General features: G+C 62.0%; 27 protein-coding genes and 1 riboswitch. Of the genes, 16 read left to right on the forward strand and 11 right to left on the reverse strand.

All coding sequences use genetic code 11. The annotated features are described in order from the left end of the window. The first annotated feature begins 15 nt into the window (after positions 1 to 15). The 5 genes from HMPREF2743_RS10230 to HMPREF2743_RS10250 are packed head-to-tail and all read left to right on the forward strand — an operon-like array spanning position 16 to position 4,244. Positions 16 to 942, forward strand: a complete 927-nt coding sequence (locus HMPREF2743_RS10230) for a metal ABC transporter substrate-binding protein (RefSeq protein WP_070521016.1) — start codon at positions 16 to 18, stop codon at positions 940 to 942. Continuing rightward, entirely contained in the window at positions 942 to 1,652 is a 711-nt protein-coding gene (locus HMPREF2743_RS10235; RefSeq protein WP_070818759.1) for a metal ABC transporter ATP-binding protein, read from the forward strand. Before HMPREF2743_RS10230 ends, HMPREF2743_RS10235 begins: the two co-directional genes overlap by 1 nt. Further along, entirely contained in the window at positions 1,649 to 2,503 is an 855-nt protein-coding gene (locus HMPREF2743_RS10240) for a metal ABC transporter permease (protein ID WP_010189752.1), read from the forward strand. The genes HMPREF2743_RS10235 and HMPREF2743_RS10240 overlap by 4 nt, the downstream gene beginning before the upstream one ends. Continuing rightward, positions 2,500 to 3,354, forward strand: coding sequence for a metal ABC transporter permease (locus tag HMPREF2743_RS10245; RefSeq protein WP_010189755.1), 855 nt, complete (start codon positions 2,500 to 2,502; stop codon positions 3,352 to 3,354). The genes HMPREF2743_RS10240 and HMPREF2743_RS10245 overlap by 4 nt, the downstream gene beginning before the upstream one ends. 5 nt (positions 3,355 to 3,359) lie before the next feature. Continuing rightward, positions 3,360 to 4,244, forward strand: a complete 885-nt coding sequence (locus tag HMPREF2743_RS10250; RefSeq protein ID WP_070818760.1) for a 1,4-dihydroxy-2-naphthoate polyprenyltransferase — start codon at positions 3,360 to 3,362, stop codon at positions 4,242 to 4,244. An 8-nt stretch (positions 4,245 to 4,252) separates the two neighbouring features. Here HMPREF2743_RS10250 and HMPREF2743_RS10255 read toward each other — a convergent pair whose 3' ends face one another. After that, complete coding sequence (locus HMPREF2743_RS10255) at positions 4,253 to 4,594, reverse strand: DUF4229 domain-containing protein (RefSeq protein ID WP_070818761.1); 342 nt, start codon at positions 4,592 to 4,594, stop codon at positions 4,253 to 4,255. A 43-nt stretch (positions 4,595 to 4,637) separates the two neighbouring features. Here HMPREF2743_RS10255 and HMPREF2743_RS10260 point away from each other — a divergent pair, with 43 nt between their 5' ends. Further along, the gene (locus tag HMPREF2743_RS10260; protein WP_070818762.1) at positions 4,638 to 4,946 is read left to right on the forward strand and encodes a hypothetical protein; all 309 of its coding nucleotides are present in this window, start codon (positions 4,638 to 4,640) and stop codon (positions 4,944 to 4,946) included. Here HMPREF2743_RS10260 and HMPREF2743_RS10265 read toward each other — a convergent pair. From HMPREF2743_RS10265 to hemL, 7 genes are all read right to left on the reverse strand, one after another. Beyond that, a complete protein-coding gene (locus tag HMPREF2743_RS10265; protein ID WP_046647787.1) occupies positions 4,943 to 5,200 on the reverse strand; it encodes a helix-turn-helix domain-containing protein in 258 nt (85 codons plus the stop codon). The genes HMPREF2743_RS10260 and HMPREF2743_RS10265 overlap by 4 nt on opposite strands. Continuing rightward, complete coding sequence (gene ccsB, locus HMPREF2743_RS10270; RefSeq protein ID WP_070818763.1) at positions 5,201 to 6,232, reverse strand: c-type cytochrome biogenesis protein CcsB; 1,032 nt, start codon at positions 6,230 to 6,232, stop codon at positions 5,201 to 5,203. Between the two features lie 141 nt (positions 6,233 to 6,373). After that, positions 6,374 to 8,005, reverse strand: coding sequence for a cytochrome c biogenesis protein ResB (locus HMPREF2743_RS10275; RefSeq protein WP_070818764.1), 1,632 nt, complete (start codon positions 8,003 to 8,005; stop codon positions 6,374 to 6,376). A 12-nt stretch (positions 8,006 to 8,017) separates the two neighbouring features. Then, positions 8,018 to 8,824: a cytochrome c biogenesis CcdA family protein gene (locus tag HMPREF2743_RS10280; protein ID WP_070818765.1), complete on the reverse strand. Its 807-nt coding sequence runs from the start codon at positions 8,822 to 8,824 to the stop codon at positions 8,018 to 8,020. Then, entirely contained in the window at positions 8,821 to 9,426 is a 606-nt protein-coding gene (locus HMPREF2743_RS10285; protein ID WP_070818766.1) for a TlpA disulfide reductase family protein, read from the reverse strand. Before HMPREF2743_RS10285 ends, HMPREF2743_RS10280 begins: the two co-directional genes overlap by 4 nt. Continuing rightward, positions 9,426 to 10,034, reverse strand: coding sequence for a histidine phosphatase family protein (locus tag HMPREF2743_RS10290; RefSeq protein ID WP_070526066.1), 609 nt, complete (start codon positions 10,032 to 10,034; stop codon positions 9,426 to 9,428). Before HMPREF2743_RS10290 ends, HMPREF2743_RS10285 begins: the two co-directional genes overlap by 1 nt. A 31-nt stretch (positions 10,035 to 10,065) precedes the next feature. Continuing rightward, positions 10,066 to 11,400: a glutamate-1-semialdehyde 2,1-aminomutase gene (hemL, locus tag HMPREF2743_RS10295; protein WP_070526068.1), complete on the reverse strand. Its 1,335-nt coding sequence runs from the start codon at positions 11,398 to 11,400 to the stop codon at positions 10,066 to 10,068. A gap of 203 nt (positions 11,401 to 11,603) precedes the next feature. Between hemL and HMPREF2743_RS10300 the strand changes: the two genes are divergently transcribed. From HMPREF2743_RS10300 to HMPREF2743_RS10315, 4 genes are all read left to right on the forward strand, one after another. Then, positions 11,604 to 12,077 carry a hypothetical protein gene (locus tag HMPREF2743_RS10300; RefSeq protein ID WP_070526070.1) on the forward strand — a complete coding sequence of 158 codons (474 nt, stop codon included), beginning with the start codon at positions 11,604 to 11,606 and terminating at the stop codon, positions 12,075 to 12,077. 223 nt (positions 12,078 to 12,300) lie between these two features. After that, positions 12,301 to 13,911 carry a permuted SH3 domain-containing protein gene (locus tag HMPREF2743_RS10305; protein ID WP_070818767.1) on the forward strand — a complete coding sequence of 537 codons (1,611 nt, stop codon included), beginning with the start codon at positions 12,301 to 12,303 and terminating at the stop codon, positions 13,909 to 13,911. Then, positions 13,908 to 14,582, forward strand: coding sequence for an ABC transporter ATP-binding protein (locus HMPREF2743_RS10310; protein ID WP_010189772.1), 675 nt, complete (start codon positions 13,908 to 13,910; stop codon positions 14,580 to 14,582). Before HMPREF2743_RS10305 ends, HMPREF2743_RS10310 begins: the two co-directional genes overlap by 4 nt. Then, on the forward strand, positions 14,579 to 15,874 hold the full coding sequence (locus HMPREF2743_RS10315) for an ABC transporter permease (protein WP_070818768.1): 1,296 nt from the start codon (positions 14,579 to 14,581) through the stop codon (positions 15,872 to 15,874). The genes HMPREF2743_RS10310 and HMPREF2743_RS10315 overlap by 4 nt, the downstream gene beginning before the upstream one ends. Positions 15,875 to 15,907: 33 nt before the next feature. On the opposite strand, the gene HMPREF2743_RS10320 is transcribed toward HMPREF2743_RS10315, so the two are convergent. Continuing rightward, positions 15,908 to 16,222, reverse strand: coding sequence for a DMT family transporter (locus HMPREF2743_RS10320; RefSeq protein ID WP_070447941.1), 315 nt, complete (start codon positions 16,220 to 16,222; stop codon positions 15,908 to 15,910). 11 nt (positions 16,223 to 16,233) lie between these two features. After that, positions 16,234 to 16,304, reverse strand: a riboswitch (guanidine-III (ykkC-III) riboswitch). A gap of 25 nt (positions 16,305 to 16,329) precedes the next feature. Here HMPREF2743_RS10320 and HMPREF2743_RS10325 point away from each other — a divergent pair. Beyond that, complete coding sequence (locus HMPREF2743_RS10325; protein ID WP_070818769.1) at positions 16,330 to 17,169, forward strand: NAD(P)-dependent oxidoreductase; 840 nt, start codon at positions 16,330 to 16,332, stop codon at positions 17,167 to 17,169. Positions 17,170 to 17,192: 23 nt separating this feature from the next. Here the strand turns inward: HMPREF2743_RS10325 and HMPREF2743_RS10330 are convergent, their stop codons facing one another. After that, the gene (locus tag HMPREF2743_RS10330) at positions 17,193 to 17,825 is read right to left on the reverse strand and encodes a Fic/DOC family protein (RefSeq protein WP_210383622.1); all 633 of its coding nucleotides are present in this window, start codon (positions 17,823 to 17,825) and stop codon (positions 17,193 to 17,195) included. Between the two features lie 21 nt (positions 17,826 to 17,846). Further along, a complete protein-coding gene (locus tag HMPREF2743_RS10335) occupies positions 17,847 to 17,984 on the reverse strand; it encodes an antitoxin VbhA family protein (RefSeq protein ID WP_246820249.1) in 138 nt (45 codons plus the stop codon). Positions 17,985 to 18,203: 219 nt separating this feature from the next. Between HMPREF2743_RS10335 and HMPREF2743_RS10340 the strand changes: the two genes are divergently transcribed. The 5 genes from HMPREF2743_RS10340 (at position 18,204) to HMPREF2743_RS10360 (ending at position 21,981) form a co-directional block, all read left to right on the forward strand. Continuing rightward, the gene (locus HMPREF2743_RS10340; protein WP_070818770.1) at positions 18,204 to 18,782 is read left to right on the forward strand and encodes an ABC transporter ATP-binding protein; all 579 of its coding nucleotides are present in this window, start codon (positions 18,204 to 18,206) and stop codon (positions 18,780 to 18,782) included. After that, positions 18,782 to 19,798: an ABC transporter permease gene (locus tag HMPREF2743_RS10345; protein WP_070526085.1), complete on the forward strand. Its 1,017-nt coding sequence runs from the start codon at positions 18,782 to 18,784 to the stop codon at positions 19,796 to 19,798. The genes HMPREF2743_RS10340 and HMPREF2743_RS10345 overlap by 1 nt, the downstream gene beginning before the upstream one ends. A gap of 85 nt (positions 19,799 to 19,883) precedes the next feature. Beyond that, positions 19,884 to 21,395 (forward strand): ABC-F family ATP-binding cassette domain-containing protein, encoded by a 1,512-nt coding sequence (locus HMPREF2743_RS10350; RefSeq protein ID WP_070818771.1) that lies wholly within the window; start codon positions 19,884 to 19,886, stop codon positions 21,393 to 21,395. 68 nt (positions 21,396 to 21,463) lie between these two features. Next, positions 21,464 to 21,721: a type II toxin-antitoxin system Phd/YefM family antitoxin gene (locus HMPREF2743_RS10355; protein ID WP_070526090.1), complete on the forward strand. Its 258-nt coding sequence runs from the start codon at positions 21,464 to 21,466 to the stop codon at positions 21,719 to 21,721. A gap of 5 nt (positions 21,722 to 21,726) precedes the next feature. After that, positions 21,727 to 21,981: a Txe/YoeB family addiction module toxin gene (locus HMPREF2743_RS10360; RefSeq protein WP_070526092.1), complete on the forward strand. Its 255-nt coding sequence runs from the start codon at positions 21,727 to 21,729 to the stop codon at positions 21,979 to 21,981. The last annotated feature ends 75 nt before the right edge of the window (positions 21,982 to 22,056 follow it).

Consider the following 22,056-nt stretch of genomic DNA (forward strand, 5'->3'; position numbering starts at 1 on the left):
TAAGAGAGGTTTCCCGTGAAGAAACTTATTGCGCTTCCCCTCGCTTCCCTCGTGGCTGCCACCGCGCTGACTGCCTGCACCAGCAGCGACTCCGCCGAAGCCCAGGACGACAATCTGACGATCTTCGCCACGACTGGTTACTTGGCTGATGCGGCCGCCAATATCGCCCCGGACGCCGACATCACCACCATGGTCGGTCCCGGCGGCGATCCGCACACCTACCAGCCCACCACGCGCGATATTGAAAAGATGCAGGACGCCGACCTCGTCCTCTGGAATGGCCTTCACCTCGAGGCGCAAATGGTGGACCAGCTCTCCTCCCTCGGTGAGAAGCAGCTAGCTGTCGGCGAACAGCTCGATACTGCTGACCTTCTGCCGTGGCCCGAGCAAGGTGACAAGGGCGAAAAACTCTACGACCCGCACATCTGGAATAGCCCCGAGCTGTGGAGCCAGGTCGTCGATCACATCGGCACCAAACTCGGCGAAATCGACTCTGACAATGCCGAAGACTATGCCGCGGCCGCCGATGAATATGAAGACAAGATTGCAGCCGCGCATGACAAAGCGGCTAAGGAACTCGAAAACGCCTCCCCGCGCGTCCTCATCACCGGCCATGACGCCTTCAACTACTTCGGCAAGACCTTCGACTTTGAAGTCCAAGCCACCGACTTCGTGACCACCGAAGCCACCAAGTCCGCCACTGAGATCTCCGAGCTCGCGGATACGATCGCGGAGAAGAAGGTCCCCGTTATCTTCCAAGATAACCAGGCGAACCCACAGGCCATCACTTCTCTCAAGGAAGCCGTAGAAACCCGCAACTGGACAGTCACCATCTCGGATGAAGAGCTCTTTGCCGATACCCTCGGCCCGGAAGCCCCAACCGATACCTACCTCGGAGCCTTCGAACATAACGCTAGCGCCGTGGCGAAAGCACTAAGCTAATGCTCAGCGTAGGAAACCTCACCGCCGGCTATCCCCGCACGCCGGTGCTTCACGACGCCTCCTTCACCCTCACCCCCGCGTCCATCACTGGACTGGTGGGCGCGAATGGGTCGGGAAAGTCCACTCTGGTCCGCACGCTGGTGGGGCTCCTTCCGCCACTAGCCTGCAGGTCGATGACCTTCGATGGCGTCGATCTGGCACATTTTCGGCAGCGTCTCGGATATATGCCACAACATGCGGATATCGACTGGAATTACCCTGCCACCGCCTTCGACATCGCCCTGATGGGCCGCACCGCCGGGCTGCGCTGGTGGCAGTGGCCCAGCCGCGCTGACAAAGACGCCGCTCACGCCGCGCTTTCCCGCACCGGAATGCAGGCACACGCGCAGCTGCCGATTTCCGCCCTGTCTGGTGGTCAGCGCCAGCGCGTGTTGTTGGCGCGCACGCTCGTTAGCGAGCCGGAATTCATCATCCTCGACGAGCCCTTCGCTGGTGTCGATGCCGCGAGTCAGCGCGCCATCATGGATGTACTCAAGGAACTGCGCGAGAACGGCGTGACCATCCTGCTGGTGCATCACAACCTGGCGGAGGTCGCCGACTTTTGCGATGAGGTCCTCATGGTCGGCCACGGCCGGCTCATTGCTGCTGGCCCCACCGAGCAGGTACTTACCGAGTCCGCCATTGCCGACATGTTTTCCCTGCCATCATGAACCCACTCGAGCTTCTTCAGAACTACACCTATACCCAGGCACTCCTGGGCACCGTGCTCATCGGTGGCTGCGCTGGTGCACTAGGCCCACTGGTATATGTTCGCCGCACCAGCCTGCTGGCCGATGCCATCTCGCATTCTTCCCTGCCTGGACTGCTCACCGCCTTCCTCGTGGCCACCGCCATTGGCTGGGACGGGCGAAATGTCTGGCTTCTTTCTTGCGGCGCCCTGCTCACCGGAACCCTCGCGGTGGGGTGCATTCACCTCATCCCGCGGTTAACTCCCCTGGGGCAAACCACTGCGATGGCGGCCACGCTAACCACATTTTTCTCGGTGGGAATGCTGCTCATGCAGTATATTTCCCGCCGACCATTGCCTGGCAAGGCCGGAATCCAGGATTATTTGCTGGGAAATGCCTCCACGCTCACTCGCGCGGATGTACGGTCCACACTCATCATCGGTGGCTGCGTGCTGCTTTTTCTTTTCCTCATTCACACCCGGCAGGCCGCAGTCACTTTTGATTCAAGTTTTGCCCAGGTAGCCGGCATCCGCACCTCGTTCCTCAACGCGGCTAGTTTCTTCGCTCTCACCGCCATCACGGTGCTCGGCGTCAAAGTCGTCGGCGTAGTGCTCATGGTCGCCGTGGTCATCAGCCCTGCCGCCGCTGCCCGCCCCTGGACCACGCGCTTGCTACCTTTCATCGCGCTCTCCGGGTTCTTCGGCGCGGCCACCGCTGCTCTCGGCTGCTATGTCTCCATTGCGCACGGCCCGCTGCCCACCGGTCCGGTCATCGTCCTGGCTCAGGCGGCGCTCGTTACTATCAGCCTCACCAGTAGAAAGCTAGCCTCATGACCCTCGCCGCGACCGCTTGTCTCCTTGCCGTTCTGACGGCCTTGGCCTGTGCTATCCCCGGCACCTTTGTTGTCCTCAAAGGCCAGGCCATGCTTATCGACGGCATCGGCCATGCCGTCCTTCCCGGAATTGCCGTCGGCTACCTCTTTACCGCAGATCTAGATTCACCCATCTTGCTCGTTACCGCGGCCGCTGGCGCCTTGGTGGTGGCGTTGGGAACTGACGCACTACAGCGCAGCCCGCTGGTGACTGCTGATTCCGCCCTCGGATTGGTCTTTCCCGCCCTGTTTGCCGCCGGAGTCATCCTGATTTCTACGCACATGAGCCACGTGCACCTTGATGTCCACGCCGTTCTCGTCGGTGATCTCAACCTCGCGGCCTTCTCCAATCCCAACTATTGCTACATCATGGCCGCAGTGCTGGGTATCAATGCTCTCTTCCTCGCCCTTACACTGCCGCGTTTATCCGCCACGACTTTTGACGCCGATTTTTGTGCCGCACGCGGGGTGCCCACGCGCGTTCTTCACATCATATTTATGACCGTGGTTGCCTGCACCGCCACCGCCGCCTTTCACGCTGCCGGTGCCATGCTGGTCATCGCTCTCATGGTATTCCCGACGATGACCGCGCGGCTGCTTACTCAGCGCGTGCCCACGCTGGTGTTGACCGCCTGTGGCGTTGCCGCTATCAGCGCGGTCGTGGGATTTTGGGTTGCCTATGTCCTTGACGCGGCTACCTCTGCCGCAATGACAGTCACCAATGCCGTTATTTTCGTTGCAGTGCTCATCATCTACCGCTTTCGCCAACGCACCAGCTCATTGCCGCAGCACACCACACCAGTGGCACAATAGTGAGCATGTCTGCCTATTCCGCCACTCCTGCCGATTGGCTCCAGGGTGCTCGCCCGCACACCTGGGCCAATGCCTTTGCTCCCGTTATCGCTGGTACCGGTGCCGCTGCCGCGGCCCACGGCCTGCACTGGGGCCGGGCGTTGCTGGCGCTCATCGTGGCCTGGGCGCTTATCATCGGCGTGAATTACGCCAACGATTACTCCGATGGCATCCGCGGCACCGATGATGACCGCACCGGCCCCCAGCGGCTTACCGGGGGCGGACTGGCCAAGCCGCAGCACGTCAAGTTCGCTGCTTTCGCTTGCTTCGGCGTGGCGGCTATCGCGGGCATTTCGCTCTCCCTGGCTGCCAACGCGGCTTGGTTCATCCTCGTCGGCGCTGTGTGTATCGCCGGCGCCTGGTTTTACACCGGTGGCAAGAATCCCTACGGCTACCGCGGGTTCGGAGAAATCGCCGTTTTCGTGTTCTTCGGGCTCGTCGCGGTCCTAGGTACCGAGTACACACAGGCCGGCCGCATCACGTGGACAGGCCTTGCCTTAGCCGTGGGTATCGGCGGTATGAGTGCGGCGGTAAACCTGGCCAATAACATCCGGGACATCCCCTCCGATCAGGCCACCGGAAAAATCACTCTGGCCGTGCGCCTGGGCGATAAAAAGTCCCGCACGCTATTCATGATCCTGTTGCTGCTCCCGGTGTTGCTCACCGTGGGCTTGGCCTTCGATTCCTGGGCAGCGCTGGCCTCCCTGCTCTACTTCCCCCTCGCACTGGGCGCTATCCGCACCGTCAACCGCGGTGCGCGCGGACCCAAACTCATCCCGGTGCTCGGCATGACCGGCCGCGCGATGCTGGTGTGGGCGGTTGTCAACGCAGTAGCGCTGGCCCTGGTTTAAGCACCGATTTAGCGGCCAGCCAGCTCCTCCTGGACCCACTTCTTGTGGGCCTTGCGCTGCGCGGAGTACTCCGCCAGCGTCTGAGTGGCTTCCATGCGCCACTTGGAGAAGATCAGCATGGACAGCGGTAGCGCCACAAACAACGCCAACAGGGCGGAGACCAGCAGCGGAAAGGCCCCGAGTACTGCCATGGCCAGCAGCTGAATCACCGCGGTGAGCACAATGAACAGCACCACGCGGGCAGCCCCGTACTTCCACAGCGCTTGGCGCGAGCGGCGCTTCAGCGCCGGGTCCGGCTGGGGTGGCTCGGGGGTCTGGGAGGTATTGGTGGTGTTTTCTGTCTGACTCATAATTCTCACTTTTGCTTTGCGGGCATTCCGTAGAATACAACGCATGGGTCGATTGATACTACTACTCTTGTTTGTCCTCGCGGCAGTCCTCGTGTGGAAGGCTTTTGGGCCGTCGAGTTGGAATAAGAAGGTGCAGCAGCCACAGCAGCCGCAGCGCCCCGCAATCAAGGGCCCGGACGATGACGAAGAGTTCCTGTGGAACCTCGAGAAGCAGCGCTTCAAAGAGCGCCGCGCCAAGGAGCGGGAGGCAGAGCGCCAAGAAGAAGAGCGCCGCCGGCGCTCACAGGGTTCACAAGGTTCCCAGAAACCCAAGGCCCCCGAGGACAAAGACAATAAAGCCGACGAAGCCTAAGCCTTCGGCTCGAAGGTCATCTCAAGGCCGAGGGCCTCAGCCACCGCAATCACCTTTTCCCAGCGCACGCCAGAGCCGCCGTGCTCGATGGTGTGCAGCGTGGAGCGCGAAATCCCGGCCTTCTCAGCCAGCTCCTGCTGCAAGATACCGAGTTCTCGGCGGCGCTGCGCAAAGCCCTCACCGAGAGCGATGAGCTGCGGGTTATCGCCCGCCGGCTTGCCCTGTTTGTGCCGCGGCTTAGGGGTATCCGCCATTTAGTTCAGCCCCGCATAGGAGTGCAGGCCGGAGACAACCATGTTGATGAAGAACAGGTTGAAGATCATGAGCAGCATCGCCGCGATGTTGATATACGGCGCGGCCTTGCGGAAGGCCGGCGTCGCACGGGCGTGCAGATAAGCGGCGTAGAGGATCCAGGTGGCGAAAGAGACGGTCTCCTTCGGGTCCCAACCCCAGTAGCGGCCCCATGCAGACTCAGCCCAAATGGCGCCCAGCACAATACCCAAGCCCAGGGTCGGCAGCGCCACCACACCCAAGCGATAAGCCAAGCGGTCGAGCTTCTTAGCCGAAGGAAGCGGGCGAGCAAGCACACCAAAGAAACCGGACTCACTGCCCTTCGGCTGGAATTCACGCAGCACGCTGAGCAGAGAGGCAATACCGGAAACCACGCCAATGGACGCGCCCAGCGAGACCACGGTGACGTGGATGGGCAGCCAGTGAGACTGCAGTGCCGGAACCACCGGCGCGGATTCCGCATAAAGCTTGGTGGAGCCGTAGAACATCAGCGCCAGAATCGGCGTGAGCAGCCACGGCCACAGGGTGCGCCATTCCTTGCGCTGCATGGCAATGGTCGCCACCACCATGGCGCCGGCGGTCACCATGAGCACGTACTCGTAAAGGTTGCCAAACGGGAAGCGTCCCGTTGCCAGGCCGCGCAGCACGATGGCAGCCAGGTGCAGGGCGATACCCAGCCACAGCAGCATCTGCGTCATGCCGCCGAGCTTGTCAGCGTTTTCCCGCTTTTTCGCCAGATCCGCATCTAGGTCAGCATCGGGGCCAGCGCTGGTTTCCGGGGGGACGTCGCCAAGCACGGCGCCATCTGCCGAAGCCCCCACGGTGGCGAGCTCGCGCTGCTGCGCCGCGGCAGTCGTGCGGGCGCGCATAGCCTCGATGATGCTGTGCATCCGGCCGTAGTAGACCAGGGACAGCACCAAGGCGAGAGCATAAATGACGAACGCGGTTTGCACCGCGATGTCGGAAAAGTTGGACAGATTTTGATCAACCTGCATGAGTGGGAAACCTTGCCTTCACAATCGTGCCTACACCGTGCTTCGCGCACGAGGCTGCATGAGCGGAGAGATTTATGGTGCTCATAAGGCTACCCCTCAACCGTTGCAGTATCCAACTTTTGAAGGATGTATTCCGCGCCTTTAGTCGGCGGAGTAGAGTTCGTCTTCCTCCACCTCATCAGGATCCGGCAACTCCAAGAGCTCGCGGTGCAGCTTGTGGAACTCCTCGGACCAGCCGGCGCGGTCGGTACGAGCAAGCCCACCCATCTCGATGTCGGTGCCGCCGTTGGCGCCCGGCCGGATGCGTACCCACACGCGGCGGCGCTTAATCACCAGCGAGCCAACAAGCGAGACCAGCATGACCAGCGAGGACACCAAGACCCAACTCTGGAAGGGGTCATAGGAAACCTGGTAGTTCGCAAACTCGGAGGCACCGTCGAAGGTGACCTTGGTGCCGTCGTCCAGCGTGACCGATTCACCCTGGTTCAGGTTAACGCGGTCGATCTTCTGCAGCTGGCCCGTGTGGACCAGGTTGGAATCGAGGGAGAAGAAGGACTGCGGGGTACCTGTGTCTAGGCCGGCATCGCCGCGGTAGATATCGATGGCCACCGCCGGATCCAGCATCGCCGGGTAGGAGGATTGCAGCAGCTTGCCGTTCTCACCGGACCACTCGGCGGTCGGCGCGAAGAGGCCCTGGATGGCGATCTGGTTCTGGCGGCGCTCAAACAGGTCCGGGTACATGCCCGCCGGCGGGTCGAAGCGCATAACACCCGAAGAGAGGAAGAACGTGGTGTCGTTGGGCTGGAACTGGATGGTCTGCGTGCGCTTTTCGCCGTTGGGCCACTCCACCGTCATGGTCGGCGCAAAGCCGTGTCCCTGCAGGTAGACCCGGTTGTTGTCAATGCGCAGCGGGTGGTTGACCTGCAGCTGGTAGTCCTCCCAGGTCTCCGGATCCGAAAAGATATCGTCGCCTGCGGCATAGGACACGTTCGAGGTGAACATCTCCGCCTGGCCATTGGGCAGGTAGTCCGCGGTGAAATCGTGGGCCTTAAAGCAGAAGGGGTGCAGGCCGGTGCCGTCGAACAGCGGGCCGGCGCGGAAGGAGTCATAGACAGAGGTTGAGGTATTACAGAATTCCGTGGACTGTGGCTGTTCCTGGGTCTGGCCCTGGGAGTTCTTCTCCGTCACCACGATGACCTGGCCCTCGTAGTGCACCAGGCGTCCGGCGGCCATGGTCAGCAGGATGGCTACGAGCGCGATGTGGAAGATGAGGTTGCACAGCTCGCGGGCATAGCCGCGCTCCGCGGAGAAGGATTGCGCACCCGCGCGGTCCTTCTCGGGCGAGACCTCGGAGACTCGCCACTTCTTCAGCATGGTTGTGGTGGCCGCGGCGATCTCCTCCGGGGATTTCTCCGAGTGCCCGGTGGCGTTCAGCGGCATCTTTTCCAGGTACTTCGGCGCGCGCGTCGGCGGGGTGCGGTAAGCCTTGTAGTGATCCCACGATCGCGGGATGATGCAGCCCACCAAAGAAATCATGAGCAGCACATAGATGGCCTGGAACCAGACGGAGGAGAAGACGTCGAAAAGCTGCAGCTTATCGTAGATCTCCGCCACCTTGCCGTTGGTCTCAATGAAGTCATTAACGTTGGATTCATTGAGCGAGCGCTGCGGCAGGAGCGATCCGGGAATGGCGGCAATGGCCAGCAGGAAGAGCAGCGCCAGCGCGGTGCGCATGCTGGTCAACCAGTGCCAGGCCTTGCGGATATATCTCACGAAAATTCTCCTTTACAGCAGCGTCGCACCATAGGACACAGTCCACTGGCGGATGGCGTTGATGAAATCTCCCCAGAGCCCGGTCAACAGCGCTAGACCAACGAGGATCATGGCGATACCCCCGGCAATCTGGATGGCGCGGGAGTGCGTGCGCATCCACGAAATGGTGCGCATGGCCTTGGCCGAGCCCAGTGCCACGAGCAGGAAGGGCAGGCCCAGGCCCAGGCAGTAGCCAATGATGAGGATGATGCCGCGTAGCGCGGTGGTTCCCTCGGTGCCGACGGAGACGGACATGATGGCAGCCAGCGTGGGGCCCAAGCACGGGGTCCAGCCCAGGGCGAAAACCCCGCCGAGCAGAGGCGCGCCCAGCCACGTGGTCCAGCGCCGCGGCGCCATGCGCGTGTCCTTCTGCAGCACCGGCACCACGCCCATGAACACCACACCCATGAGGATGGTGATGATGCCGCCGGCGCGCATGAGGGTATCCGCGTTGAGAGTCAGCGCCGAAATAGCGCCGAAAACCGAGACCGTGGCCAGCACGAACACGACGGTAAACCCCAGCACGAACAGTGCTGCGGCACCGACGACGGCCCAACGCCGGCGCTTGCCGACGCCCACCCCAAGCTCCTCGTCATAACTCACCTCACCGCCGACCACGGAGGCGAGGTAAGAGATATAACCAGGAACCAGCGGAACCACACAGGGTGAGGCGAAAGAGACCAGACCGGCCACAGCGGCGGCGAGCACTCCGATAAGGAGCGGGCCGGACACTGCGGCATCAGCAAAGCTTTGTCCCACACCGTCAGCGGCGAGGATCACTGTTCTTTCTCCAGTTCGTCGACGACCTCGAGGACATCCTTCTCCGTGATCTCGGTCAGGAAGACCGCGGCGGGGCGGTGCTGCTTATCCAGCACGATGGTGGTGGGCACCACGGAGGTAGGCACGCCGCCGAGTGCTGCGGCCGTCTTGAAGGGCGGGTCGTAGATGGAAGGGTACTCTAGGCCGTTATCGGCCATAAAGTCCCGGGAGATCTCCGGGTTGAAGTCCTTGACGTTGATGCCCAGTACGGTGCCGACCTTGCGCTTCTGCAGCTCCGCGTGGATGGCCTGGAGGTCATCTGATTCGGAGCGGCACGGCGCGCACCATTGGCCCCAGGAGTTGAGGACGACGATCTGGTCTTTGAAATCCGAGAGCTTGATCGTCGTGGACTCATCCCGCAGGTCCTCGCCGGAGAAGTCCTTGAGCGGCTTGCGCTCTTCCTCCGGATAGCGGATGGTGGTTTGCCCGCCGGGCGAGATGAACTCGAAGGTGCCGCCGGAAGCCACGGCGTTCTGTGCGTTTTCTTCGCTTTGCGAGCAGCCGGCCAAGGCAATCACAGCAAGGACACCGGCCGCGGCGGCGCGGATAGTTCTGCGCGCCATTAGATGTCCTGGGCCGGTTCGGAGTAGAAGATATCGATGATTTCGCGGTCGCGGTAGACCAACGAGGTCACCGAAGCCAGCGCGCACGTGCGGTCCCACGGCGCGTGGGCCAGGCGCTTGCCCAACACGGTGCGCTGCACCATGACGATGGGCAGCTGATGAGACACCACGATGGCCTCGTGCCCCTCGGCCTTGGCGCGGGCGCGCTCGGCGGCGTCCATCATGCGCGCGGCGATCTCCTCGAAAGGCTCGCCCCACGAGGGCTCGAGCGGGTTGACCATGAGCGGCCAGCGCTGCGGGTTCCACAGCTGCGAGTTCCAGCCCTTGGTGCGCAGGCCCTCGAAGCGGTTGCCGGACTCGATGACGCCCTTGTCGACGTCCACCTCCAAGCCCGTCACCTGTGCAATCGGCATCGCGGTCTCCTGCGCGCGCTGCAGCGGCGAGGCCGCCAGGTAGGTCACGTCATGGCCTTCGAAGGCTTTCGCCGTGCGCGCAGCCATCGAGTGCCCACGTGAGGACAAGTGATAGCCCGGGATGCGCCCGTAAAGGATCTTATCCGGGTTATAAACCTCGCCGTGGCGGACGAAGTGGACGATGGTGGTGGACATATACCTGTGTCTATCCCCTCAAATGGTTGGTTTACTGCGGGCGCTGCGCGCTGGCGGCGGCCTGGGCGGCAGGCTTGAGAGCTGCCTCGATTACCTCAAAATCATTGTCCGTGAGCGCATCAGACACAAACCAGGTCTCGAAGGCTGACGGCGGGACGTAGACGCCGCCCTCCAGCAGTGCGTGGAAGAAGGGGGCGAAGCGCCAGGTATCGGCGGTCTGCATATCGGCGAAGTTGCGGCCCTGCCCCTCAGCAAAGCGGATGGAGAACATCGTCTCCGCGCGCTGGATGTGGTGTTCCACGCCGGCGGCGCTCAGTGCCTCGGTGATAAGGCCGGTCAGGCGATCCGCATTGGAGTGCAGGCGCGGGTACAGCTCTTCGTTGGCCAGTTCCAGCGAAGCCAGACCGGAGGCCATCGCCACCGGGTTACCGGACAGCGTGCCCGCCTGGTAGACGGGGCCAGCCGGGGCCAGCGATGCCATGACGTCGGCGCGGCCACCGAAGGCAGCTGCGGGCAGGCCACCGGAGACCACCTTGCCGAAGGTCACCAGGTCACCCGCTACCCCATCGACGCCGAACCAGCCCTTGTAGGAGGTGCGGAAACCGGTCATGACCTCGTCGAGGATGAGCAGGGCGCCGTCGGCATGCGCGATCTCCTTGAGTGCCGCGTTGAAGCCCTCCTCTGGGGCCACGGTGCCCATGTTGCCCGCCGCGGCTTCGGCGATGATGCAGGCGATCTCTCCCGGGTGCGCGGCAAAGGCCTCGCGGACGGCGTCGAGATCGTTATAAGGAACAACGATGGTATCCGCGGCCGAGGCGCCGGTCACGCCCGGGGAATCCGGGAGCGCGAAGGTGGCCACGCCGGAGCCAGCCGACGCCAACAGCGCGTCCACGTGGCCGTGGTAGCAGCCCTCAAACTTCAGGACCTTGGCGCGGCCGGTGAAACCACGGGCCAGCCGCACGGCGGACATGGTGGCCTCGGTACCGGAGTTGACCAGGCGCACCTGCTCCACGGCGGTGCGCTTGACGATGTGCTCCGCCAGCAGCGTCTCGCCCTCGGTGGGGGCGCCGAAGGAGAGGCCGTCGGCAGCCGCCTTCTGCACTGCCTCCACGATGGCCGGGTGGGCATTGCCGTGGATCATCGGGCCATAGGAGCTGACCAGGTCAACGTACTCATTGCCGTCGATATCCCAGAGGCGGGAGCCCTCACCGCGCGCGATAACGCGGGCTTGGCCGCCCACGGAACCGAAGGCGCGAACCGGGGAATTCACGCCACCCGGGGTGACCTTGGTGGCGCGCTCGAACCACTCGGCGGACTGGGACGTATTCTGCTGGTTTAGCTGGCTGGAGTTAGGCATAGCCCACATTGTATCGGTTTTAGCCCTATACAAAAGTTGGACTCCCCTCGTGTCCTGCAGCCGCCTCTCCACCGCCTCGCGAGCACCCTCAGTGCGCTCGCGCTGCGCACCCGCCACGGGAACGCTATGCTGACAGCACACTGTTGATTCTGCCTTTCCTTCATTAAGCGCTGGGGTGCGCTGTGGAGAGGCACTACTTAAGGGGGATTCCCATGGCATCGCGCCGTATTCTTGTCATTCTTGCTTGCCTTCCGCTTTCCGCCTGCGCTGCCACGCAGGCGGAGCCCGCTCCGCAAACCGACCCCAGTCCCACCACCTCGACCCAGCTGCCTTCCTGGGAGCCTGATGCGGTGCCCCAGCCGGTCAACCGCCTTGGCGGCACCACCTCTATTGCTCCCGCCCCAGCCGAACCGGAACCTGAAGCCGAAGCACCAGCTCCCGCACCCGCAGTAGCCGAAACACCCACGCCGCGCGTCGAAGTAGAAACCGTCACCGTCCGCGCGCCAGCGCCCGCGCCCGCTCCTGCGCCACGCCCAGCCCCGCCGCAGCGACCCAAACCCAAGCTGGAACTGCCCCAGCCTCCGCAGATCCCCCTTCCACCGGAAGTCCAGGACGGCCTCAACCACATACCTACGCTTCCCCCGCTGCCGCGCGCGGAGGATATCCGCATCGATGTGCCCCTCTAAAAGGCGGATGCCACGTACGTTTCGATCAAATAGTGGCAGGAAACCGCCCGTTTTGGAGCCCTTATTTGATCGAAACGTCACCAGTCCTCATGGCCTCACACCAACTAAGGGTAGACCCTGATCTACCTCCTATATTCCCCCACTGCGCATGACAGGAAGCATGCCCGAGAGTTAATCTGAACCCGATTTTCAATGACGGCGTTAACCTGACAGTAAGGGATTCATGAATAAGAAAGCTCTCGGCATCACTGCTGGCGCTATCGCTGCGGTTCTCCTCGCAGGCGGTGGTGGAATGTACGCACTAACCAGTGGGTCTTCCGATATTCAGCTCACCGCAACCGATGTCACGAAAACTGCCAAAGAAGACCTCATCAGCTCCGTCTCCGCCACCGGCACGGTTTCTGCCGAGCGCGAGCTCTCGCTGACAACCTCGCTGACCGGCCCCATCCAGTCCTTGGACGCGAAGGTGGGTGACCGCGTCGAGGCCCAACAGCTGCTCGGCCGCATGGACACCACCGAGACCGAGCGCGAGCTCGAAGCCCAGCGCACCTCCCAGGAGGCAGGCAAGCTCGAGGCCGTCCACCAGATCGAGGACGCCCAGCTCCAGCTGCGCCAGCTCCAAGATTCCCTCGACCAAGGCCTCAACCCAGAGGTCAACAGCGCCCAGTCCGCCGTGAACTCGGCGCAGACCGAGTACGCCGAGGCACAACGCAAGCTCGACGATGCCCTCGCCACCAAGGGCGACCGCCCCGAAATTGCAGAGGCCCGCGCGGCCGTCGAACAAGCGCGCTCCGGTGTGCGCGATGCGGAGTCCAAGTCTTTCCAGTCCGCACTGGCCTCCATCGGCACCGCCACCGAGGACCCCTCCGGAATCAACACCGCCAGCGCTTTCTTGAGCTACCTCGACTCCGACGAGGCCGTGCAGGACTCTGAACGTCAGCTCAAGCAGTCCGAGGAATCCTATGGCCGCGTCCTCCGCGGCATCGACCGCGAGCTGGGCGAACAGCAGCGCGCCACCGCCGCCTCCTACCAAGCGGTTGCCGATGCCGAACGCGCACTCCAAGCCAGCAACCTGGCCATCGAACAGCAGATTTCCTCCCAGTCCCAAGCGGTGAACCATGCGGTGGAATCGGCGGCGTCGGCAAGCGCGAACAACGCCAAGGAAAATGGGCCTCTGGAGTACAGGCTCTCCCAGGCCGACCTGCGCTCCCCGTTGGCGGGCGTTGTCACCGCCGTCAATGGCGAAGCCGGCATGCCCGCCGAAGGCCCCATCCTCACCGTGGCGGATGATTCCTCCCTGTTGGTGAAATCCACGGTCAAGGAGGGCGATATCGCCCGCATCAAGGTCGGCGATGAAGTAACGTTCACCTCGCCGTCGAGCCCCGGCAAGGAGTTCAAGGGCAAGGTCACCTTCATCTCCCCCACCGCTGAGCAGCCCGACGCCGAGGCTGGTGCAGGCGGCGGCTCCGGCAAGCCAACTGGCTCCTCCAAGCCCGAATTCCCGGTGCACATCCGTGTCGATGGCAACCGCGAGGGTCTGCGCCTCGGTTCCACCACGAAGGTGAAGATCATTACGAAGAAGGACAAGAACGTCATCACCGTGCCGCTCTCCGCCATCTATGAAGAAGGCGGCAAGAAGAACGTCCTCGTCGTCGACAACGGCACGATCCAGGCGCGCGAGGTCAAAGTGGCCAGCGAATCTGATTTCTCTGCCGCCATCGCCTCCGGCCTCAAGGAGGGCGAGACCGTCATCAGCCAGGCGGATACGCACAAGGACATGGTCGGCATGTCCGCCTCCGTCGATGGATCCGATGCTGCGGAAGAGAACGCATGAGCCGCCTCATTGAGATGCGGGGAATCGTCAAACGCTTCAACGAGGGCCTCGACAGCGAGCTAACCGTCATCCCGGGCCTCGACTTCAGCGTGGAGGAGGGCGAGTTCGTGGCCGTCGTGGGCCAGTCCGGCTCCGGCAAGTCCACGCTGATGAATATCATTGGCTTGCTCGACCGCCCCACCGCTGGCGAGTACCAGCTGGCTGGGGTGGATGCGCTGGCGCTTGGCGACGACAAACTAGCCTCCTTCCGCGGCCAAAAAATCGGCTTCATCTTCCAGAATTTCAACCTGATCGGCCGCATGTCCGCGCTGAAGAACGTGGAGATGCCCATGGTTTATGCAGGCGTTTCCGCCCACGAGCGCACCCAGCGTGCGGAAGAGCTTCTGGAGATGGTCGGCATGTCCGACCGCATGAACCACCTCCCCAATGAGCTCTCCGGTGGTCAGAAGCAGCGCGTGGCGGTGGCACGCGCCTTGGCCAACCAGCCGGAGATTCTCCTAGCGGACGAGCCCACCGGCGCGCTGGATTCGCAGACCGGCCGCATGGTCATGGACCTCTTCCACGAACTGCACCGCACGCATGGAAAGACCATTTTGTTCATTACCCACAACCCGGAATTGGCTGATGAGTGCAGCCGCACCGTCACGATGAAGGACGGTGTGCTGTCATGAATTTTGCTGAATCCACCAAGATGGCGCTGACCAGCCTGCGCACCAACAAGATGCGCTCGGCGCTGACGCTCTTGGGCGTCATCATCGGCATCGCCGCGGTCATCGCCATCGTCACGCTCGGCCACTCCTTGCAGGCTTCCGTGCAGAAAGACTTGGACAAGGTCGGCGCCAATAACTTCACCGTCCAGGTCAAGGAGCGCCCTGAGGAGGGCGAAGAGGAAGAAGCCGATGATCCCTTCATGGGCGGCGGCTTCGTCGAAGACGAATCCTCCATGCTCACCCCTGACATGCTGGACCGCGCCAAGGAGGTCTTGGGAGATCAGATCGCCGGCATCAATATCGGCGAGTACAGCTCTTATTCCGGCGCCCTCGTAGTCGAGGGCACGTCTGGGGAGGAGACCGCCAACCTCCTGGTCCGCCCGACCAACCCGGACTATGTCTCAGGCTCGTCCTATTCCATCGTGGCCGGGCGCTTCCTCAGCGAAGACGATATCGACTCCAGCCGGGCAGTGGCCATGCTGGATAAGGAAACAGCCACCAAGCTTTTCGGCGCCCCTGAAGACGCCATTGGCCAATACGTGAGCTTTGAAAGCCAGGAGGCCTCCCCCATTGAGCTCGCTGTCATCGGTGTCTTTGAAGAGCCCCAAACTGGGCCTCTGGTGGGCGGTGGCCCCAGCCAAACCGCCTTCGTTCCTTACCCGCTGGAGGCCGAGCTTTCCGATTCCCCAGGTGCTGGCACCGCGTTCAGCGAGGTCACCGTTCGCGGCAACCCGGATTTGGATAAGGCCGCGGTAGCCAGCAACCTGCAGCGCGTCTTCGATAGCTACTACGAGGACAACCCTGACTACATGGTGAAGGTATCTGACTTCAGCGATGACCTCGCGTCCCTGAACCAGATCTTCACCACGATGAGCCTGGTTCTCGCGGCCATCGGCGGTATCTCGCTGCTCGTCGGCGGTATCGGCGTGATGAACATTATGCTCATCACCGTCACGGAGCGCACCCGCGAGATTGGTATCCGCAAGGCGCTTGGCGCACGCCGCCGCGATATCCGCATCCAGTTCATCACGGAGGCCATCGTGGTCTGCCTCATCGGTGGTGTCATCGGCATCGCCATCGGCACCGCCGCCGGCATGGCGGGCGCGGCCGCCATCGGCTCACTCGTGGCGCCGCCGCTGTGGGCGGTCATCCTCTCGCTGCTCTTCTCGCTGGCTATTGGCCTTTTCTTTGGCTACTACCCCGCGGGCAAGGCCGCGAAACTGGACCCGATTGAGGCACTGCGCTACGAATAAGTGTCGCGTCGTCGTTTCAAACGACAGCGCCCCCTAGTGCACCACCTTCAGCCCCACGATCCCACCAATAATCATGGCGAGGAATAGCACCTTCCACACCGTGGCCGCCTCGTGCCCGGCGGCGAAGGAGTAAATGACGGTGACCACCGCGCCCACGCCGGCCCACACCGCATAGGCCGTGCCCACGGGGATGGACTTCATGGCCCAGCCCAACCCACCCATGGAAATGGCGCAGGCAACGAAAAAGATCACCGAGGGCCACAGGCGGCTAAAGCCCTCCGACTTATCCAGCGCCGCTGCCCACACAGCCTCAAAGGCACCGGAGAAAATCAACACGAACCACGACATGGCCAGCCCTTTCTGGCCGTCTTGTCGCGTCACCGGGTACGGCTCCCTCGTCCGGGGCTCGCATAAATCGCGGCGAGCCTGCCCACAATAATGGCACACTGGGCGGCATGAAGATTGCATTCCTTGGTACTGGCCGCATGGGCACGGAGCTCGCCCGACACCTCCTCAAGAACCATGAGCTCACCGTTTGGAACCGCACCGTCGAGCGCGCGCAGCCGCTGGTCGATGCCGGCGCTACCCTTGCCGATTCCCCCACCGCCGCCGTGGAGGGTGCAGAGGTCATCATTACCTCGCTCTTTGGCCCCGATGACATCCGTGAGCAAGTCATTGACGCCAACCTCATCCCGGACGGCGTGACCTGGATCGATACCACGACCGTCTCCCCCGACGCCGCCCGCGAATTCGCCGCCGCGGTTGACTCTTATGTCCACGCGCCCGTCGTCGGCTCGCTGGGCCCAGCGCGCGAGGGCAAGCTCGGTGTTTACGTAGGCACGCCTGACGACGACCGCCGTGAGCTCGCCATGACCATCGCCGAGTCCTGGGCCGATGAGAACAAGCTCATCGGCGTGGAATCCGCCGCCACCGCGGCGATTGGAAAGCTCCTTGCCAACCTAGCCCTCGCCGTTACCGCCGAGGGCGTACTGGAAGCACTGCATCTCGGCGAGTCTGAGGGCCTCGATTCCGAAGTCATCCTCGAGATGCTCGACATCACTGGCCTGGCCTTTATGAAGAATATGAAGGGGCCGTTCATCACCGGCGAGCGCAACACCACTCCGGGTGACTTCACCGTGGACGCCCTGTGCAAGGACGCCAAGCTCATGGAGATGACCGCCAACAAGCCGCTGCCTGCAGTGGCCGCCGCCATCGAGCGCTTTGAGGAGCAGCAGGCCATGGGCCACGGCGACCAGGACTTCTCCTCCATCTTCGTCTTCCGCAACAAGGGCTAGGGCCAAGAGTTAGACGCCCCGCTTTACGACGAGCCCGCGCAGCACCTCCTCCAGCTGCGAGTTATCCCCCGTGTCCTGGCTGTGAAACGCACTGCAATAAACTCCGCGCGCACGCGGCTATCACTCGCTAGCCGCTCCACATTAAGTCGGTATCCTGCCGCCGTAGCCAGCGCGTCAAAGAACACCGTCTGTGTGCGGGTGTTTCCTTCTCTAAAACTGTGCACCACATTGAGCTCGCCCCACAGCTCCGCCAGCTTGGCCACAAACTCATCAATCTCTAGGCCACGCAGAAAGTCATCCTTCGCCAGCCCCGCGAACAGCTTCTCTGCTGCCTTCGTCATTTCCGGCCCCGCCGGATAGTAGGCATGCCCAGCCTTAATCATGAACTGACCTGTAGGGGCAGTCCGCTCCTCCCCCGCCCAGTCATACACATCCTGAAACAGATGTCGATGTATAGCCTTGAAGTGCGCGTAGTCAAAAGCACCTTCCACAGGCACTATGCAAAGCTGAGCAATCCGAGCGTTGACGGCAACGGTTTCAAGATGATTCAGTCGTTCTAAGTCTGGCTCCCCAAAGGGATGTTCCTCACTTAAAAAGAGGTTGCGTAGAGTCCTCGTACCTGGAATGTAGTAGTCATCCCAATTCTTTTGTCTCATCCCCCCGATTCCTCCCATAATTTAATTGAGCTGGGACTTAGCCTTCGCGATAGCTTCGTCGACCGTCATCTCTCCTGAAGCGACGGCACGGACAAGCTCTTCCTGCTCCGCATCCATATCGTGTCCAGCCAACAGAGAAACCCCCTTGGCAAACGTCACGCTATCTTCAACGCTCTTCCCTGTTCTTACTGTGCTTGTCATGTGGATATCCTCCCGAGTTTTCAACTACATTTTCTCTCATTTTAGCAGCTCATAGCACCAATCCCAAGGGCGTTTCCTATCTCGAGAGGAACGTTCAGGGCGTGCATTTTGCTAAACTTCATAAATAAGTTTTAACTATTGTCTTGTCGCACAATGTAAGGAGTTTGCCGCCCAGCAATGCTTTCCATCGACGCCGATTATGGGCATTCCACGCCCCTTGGACATCTTGAGAAGTGCTTCGTCCCCGGCCACATCTATGGCCTTGCTGGCCCCAATGGTTCGGGTAAGTCCACGTTGCTCGCAACGCTCGGCGGGGAGCTTGCACCTCTTGATGGTTCAGTGCAGTGTGACGGTCATCCCGTCGGCACGAAGGAGCAGCCGGGTGCTGTGATTACGGTGGCCGAGCCGGTTTTCCTCCCCGACCTCACCGTGGGCGAGCACCTGGACTTGATGGGGAAGGCGGCAGGGGTGGACGTCGCTAAGCTCTGTGAACTCTGGGCACTCGATCCCCTCCTTCCGCACCCAGCCTCGCGCCTGTCCTCGGGCCAACGCCAGCGCGTCTTTCTGGCAGCACAGCTGTACCAGCCGGCACGTGCAGTGCTTATCGACGAGCCCGAGCGCCACCTCGACGCCACCTGGACCGAGTTCCTCGCAAGCGAATTGCGCTACCTAGCCGACGAGGAGAATCGCTGCATCGTCGTGGCCGCGCATTCCGACACCATCACCCAGGCCTGCGACGAGGTGGTGCAGCTGTGATGCGCACGCTATCCCGGCTAGGTGATGGCATCTGGTATCTCATCCTCGCCGGTATCGTCATCGGCTTCGGTTATACAGTCTGGCAAGAAGTCGACGCAGTCCTGCCTATCATCCCGGCGCGTATCACTCTGACTGGTGTCGCTCCTATTGCCGGCATCGTGGGACTGCTCGCTCTCATCGTGTTCGCCGAGATTCTTTATCCCCTACGGGCGCTATCCCGGGAGCGTTGGGTGTACGTTGACCGCCCGCGCGGCCGGCTCCGCGGCACGGACTGGATCACGTGGGCGCAGCTGATCGGGTTCGGGGCCTTGGGCCTCGGCATCTGCGTGTCCACCGGGCTATCCCCGTGGTTCGCGCTGGCAGTCCCAGCCCTGCGTTTTGTCGTGGGGTGGCGCTCGTTCACGCTGGCTTCGCTTCTCAGCGCTGGGCGCACGCGCCTGGTCGGTGGATCTGGTCTTGGCCTGCTTGATTCGGAGGTCACCTCCGATGCCATTGCGAGCCAGTCCGCCTGGATTCCTCGTCGTGCCCATGCGCCCTCCACGTTGATGGGTCTCTTCTTCCGTCGTCTGGGACGACGGTGGTACATCGGCGTCGGTGCGCTCGCGGTCCTCGGCTTGTCGTTGGGGTTTGCCCCACAGCTCGGGGCGCTGGCTATCGTCGGATTCATGTCCGCGTGGAGCATCGTCGGCGCGGCGGTTGGGCGCGCCGCCTCCTTCGGCCGCGTCAGCGACGATGCATGGCCCGACTGGGGCCTTCCTCTTATCGCTTCTGTGGGCACGGCGTTCCTTGGCGCCGGTGTCCTCCTCTTGGTGTGGAAGCTCTCTGCCATCGCAGTGGCGCTCATCATCGCCGGCCTTAGCTGGGCGTCGTTTAAGCGCTCCCGCCCGGCACGGGTGGACAGCATGTCCATGCTGGACAGCGGCGGCTTCGGTGTCTCCTTCTCCCCCGAGGTGCTGCACTACATTGCCCGCGGCGCTCTCGGCCTTGGCGTGGCGGCCCTTGCGCTGGGGTATTAACCGGGGCTAGTCTTTCGGGCATGAAGATTTTTTCCTAATTCGACGTCACACTTTTTACGCGACTTACTCGAAGGTGGATTTCTTCATGCCTATTTCTTTTTCTCATCTCACCGTCACCTGGCCCGACGGCACCCCTTGTTTCACGGACCTCACCGGTACGTTTTCCTCCCACTTCACGGGCTTGGTCGGAGCGAATGGCTCCGGAAAATCAACGCTGGCCAAGGTTCTTGCTGGCCTCATTGCCCCGACTTCGGGCACGGTATCCGCGGGTTCAGTCCTCTATGTCGACCAGGATTTAGGCCTCCATACGTCTAGCACCATCGCCGATGTCTTTGGCGCGACCGAAGTCCTCAACACCATTGCCCGCATTGAGGCTGGCGAATACTCAGAAGAGCTCGCTGCCGCTGTTGGTGAGCAGTGGGATTTAGCAGAGCGTATTGAAGCAGCTCTCGACGCTGCGGGTATTCCCTTCCCCTTAGAGCGCACTATCGGCACTTTGTCTGGTGGTGAGGCCGTAACCGTGGCGCTGACCGCCGCCTTCTTCCGCAAGCCGGATTTCCTGATCCTCGACGAGCCCACCAACAACCTGGACTCCGAATCGCGCCAGCGCTTGCTCGAGCTCATTCGCACCGCGCCGATGCCGGTTCTCGTCGTCTCACACGACCGCGAACTCCTCGAGCACGCCGATAGCATCGCGGAGCTCTACCACGGCACTCTTCGCGAGTTCGAGGGAAACTACTCCTCCTACCGCGCAGCGATTGATGCCGAGCAGGATTCCGCGCAGGCCAAGGTCAGGGAAACCAAGGCTGAGCACCGCAAACAGATCCGCGAGCGCGCCGCCATGCAGACCCGCATTGCGCGCGATGCCCGCCGCGGCAAGAACTTCGCCGCCTCGAAGCGCAAACCCGGCATGGCCATGGGCTTGGACAAGAACCGCTCTGAGCGCTCGGCCGCTGGGCGTTCTCAACAGGCCAACGATGCAGTGGCTGCCGCCCAGTCGGCGCATGACAAGGCACAGCGCGCGCTTCGCGACGACGCCCATGTCCACATCGATCTCCCCGGCACTGAGCTGCCCGCGGGCACCCGCGTGCTGGTCAGCGATCTGCTCAGCATTACTGGCCCCGAACGGGTTCGCCTCGCCGGGCCCAACGGCAGCGGCAAGACCACCTTCCTCAACCGCATCGCCCGCGGCGACGTCGAGTACGCGCTGCCCTGCGGGTACATCCGCCAACGCATCGTCTTGCCCGCAGAGAAGTCGGTGCTCGACATCGTGCGGGAGGCCAATCCCAACGCGGACCCGCAGTTCCTGCGCGACCAGCTGGCCCAGATGCTCTTTATCAACGACAAGATCCATCAGCCCGTGGGCCAGCTTTCTGGTGGCGAGCGCTTCCGCGTCGAAATCGCCCGCGTCCTGCTCAGCGACCCAGCCCCGCGCTTTCTGCTTCTCGACGAACCAACCAACAACCTCGATATCCCCACCACTGATTGGCTGATTGAGGTGCTCACGAGCTACCGCGGGGCATTCATCTTGGTCAGCCACGATGAGCATGTATGCCAGCAGCTCGATCTGACGCGCACCGTTCACGTGGCCCCATAAACTGAAACCTCTCTAGCACTCACCCTCTTTTCGTTGTACAGTTTCTTGTACAAGAAGGGAGATAGCTTATGAAAACCATGTCCTACTCGGAATCGCGAGCAAGATACGCGGAGGTCCTACAGTCGGTCGTTGATGACCGCGAAGAAGTCATCATCACTCGCAATGGTCATGAGTCTGCAGTCATCGTTTCCTTAGATGACTACAACTCTCTTCGCGAAACCGCATACCTTCTGCGTTCCCCTCGCAATGCCCAGCGCCTGCTTGACTCCATCGAGAGCCTCAACGCCGGGGAAGCAACGGAGCACGAACTCATTGAGGAAGACTAAGCTTCATGATTCTTTCGTGGACAGAGGAAGCATGGGAGGACTACCTCTGGTGGCAAGCTCACGACAAGAAGATCCTCAAGAGAATCAATAGCCTCATTAAAGACATTGCACGAAACGGCAATGAAGGGATAGGAAAACCCGAACCACTCAAGTTCGAGTTAGCCGGGTTCTGGTCTCGGCGAATTACGGAAGAGCACCGACTGATCTATCGCATTAAGGGCGCGACCATCGAGATTGCTGGGTGCAGATACCACTACTAACTAGCGTCAACTTCCCCTATCGCCTCTGCCCAAAAAGGCATCTGACAAAAGGCATCAGTCATAAGGCGTTTTCAC

The sequence above is a fragment of the Corynebacterium sp. HMSC036D02 genome, assembly GCF_001836165.1.
In the GTDB taxonomy this organism is placed as follows: Bacteria; Actinomycetota; Actinomycetes; order Mycobacteriales; family Mycobacteriaceae; genus Corynebacterium.

Bases quoted from the DNA above. Each gene is read 5' to 3' on its own strand.
- HMPREF2743_RS10345 (WP_070526085.1), top strand. From the start codon at position 18,782: ATGCGCACGCTATCCCGGCTAGGTGATGGCATCTGGTATCTCATCCTC.
- ccsB (WP_070818763.1), bottom strand. From the start codon at position 6,232: ATGCAGGTTGATCAAAATCTGTCCAACTTTTCCGACATCGCGGTGCAA.
- HMPREF2743_RS10330 (WP_210383622.1), bottom strand. From the start codon at position 17,825: ATGAGACAAAAGAATTGGGATGACTACTACATTCCAGGTACGAGGACT.
- HMPREF2743_RS10265 (WP_046647787.1), bottom strand. From the start codon at position 5,200: ATGGCGGATACCCCTAAGCCGCGGCACAAACAGGGCAAGCCGGCGGGC.
- HMPREF2743_RS10285 (WP_070818766.1), bottom strand. From the start codon at position 9,426: ATGGCGCGCAGAACTATCCGCGCCGCCGCGGCCGGTGTCCTTGCTGTG.
- HMPREF2743_RS10310 (WP_010189772.1), top strand. From the start codon at position 13,908: ATGAGCCGCCTCATTGAGATGCGGGGAATCGTCAAACGCTTCAACGAG.
- HMPREF2743_RS10250 (WP_070818760.1), top strand. From the start codon at position 3,360: ATGTCTGCCTATTCCGCCACTCCTGCCGATTGGCTCCAGGGTGCTCGC.
- HMPREF2743_RS10240 (WP_010189752.1), top strand. From the start codon at position 1,649: ATGAACCCACTCGAGCTTCTTCAGAACTACACCTATACCCAGGCACTC.
- HMPREF2743_RS10255 (WP_070818761.1), bottom strand. From the start codon at position 4,594: ATGAGTCAGACAGAAAACACCACCAATACCTCCCAGACCCCCGAGCCA.
- HMPREF2743_RS10235 (WP_070818759.1), top strand. From the start codon at position 942: ATGCTCAGCGTAGGAAACCTCACCGCCGGCTATCCCCGCACGCCGGTG.
- HMPREF2743_RS10305 (WP_070818767.1), top strand. From the start codon at position 12,301: ATGAATAAGAAAGCTCTCGGCATCACTGCTGGCGCTATCGCTGCGGTT.
- HMPREF2743_RS10350 (WP_070818771.1), top strand. From the start codon at position 19,884: ATGCCTATTTCTTTTTCTCATCTCACCGTCACCTGGCCCGACGGCACC.
- HMPREF2743_RS10290 (WP_070526066.1), bottom strand. From the start codon at position 10,034: ATGTCCACCACCATCGTCCACTTCGTCCGCCACGGCGAGGTTTATAAC.
- HMPREF2743_RS10315 (WP_070818768.1), top strand. From the start codon at position 14,579: ATGAATTTTGCTGAATCCACCAAGATGGCGCTGACCAGCCTGCGCACC.
- HMPREF2743_RS10340 (WP_070818770.1), top strand. From the start codon at position 18,204: ATGCTTTCCATCGACGCCGATTATGGGCATTCCACGCCCCTTGGACAT.
- hemL (WP_070526068.1), bottom strand. From the start codon at position 11,400: ATGTGGGCTATGCCTAACTCCAGCCAGCTAAACCAGCAGAATACGTCC.
- HMPREF2743_RS10360 (WP_070526092.1), top strand. From the start codon at position 21,727: ATGATTCTTTCGTGGACAGAGGAAGCATGGGAGGACTACCTCTGGTGG.
- HMPREF2743_RS10320 (WP_070447941.1), bottom strand. From the start codon at position 16,222: ATGTCGTGGTTCGTGTTGATTTTCTCCGGTGCCTTTGAGGCTGTGTGG.
- HMPREF2743_RS10325 (WP_070818769.1), top strand. From the start codon at position 16,330: ATGAAGATTGCATTCCTTGGTACTGGCCGCATGGGCACGGAGCTCGCC.
- HMPREF2743_RS10355 (WP_070526090.1), top strand. From the start codon at position 21,464: ATGAAAACCATGTCCTACTCGGAATCGCGAGCAAGATACGCGGAGGTC.
- HMPREF2743_RS10260 (WP_070818762.1), top strand. From the start codon at position 4,638: ATGGGTCGATTGATACTACTACTCTTGTTTGTCCTCGCGGCAGTCCTC.
- HMPREF2743_RS10245 (WP_010189755.1), top strand. From the start codon at position 2,500: ATGACCCTCGCCGCGACCGCTTGTCTCCTTGCCGTTCTGACGGCCTTG.
- HMPREF2743_RS10300 (WP_070526070.1), top strand. From the start codon at position 11,604: ATGGCATCGCGCCGTATTCTTGTCATTCTTGCTTGCCTTCCGCTTTCC.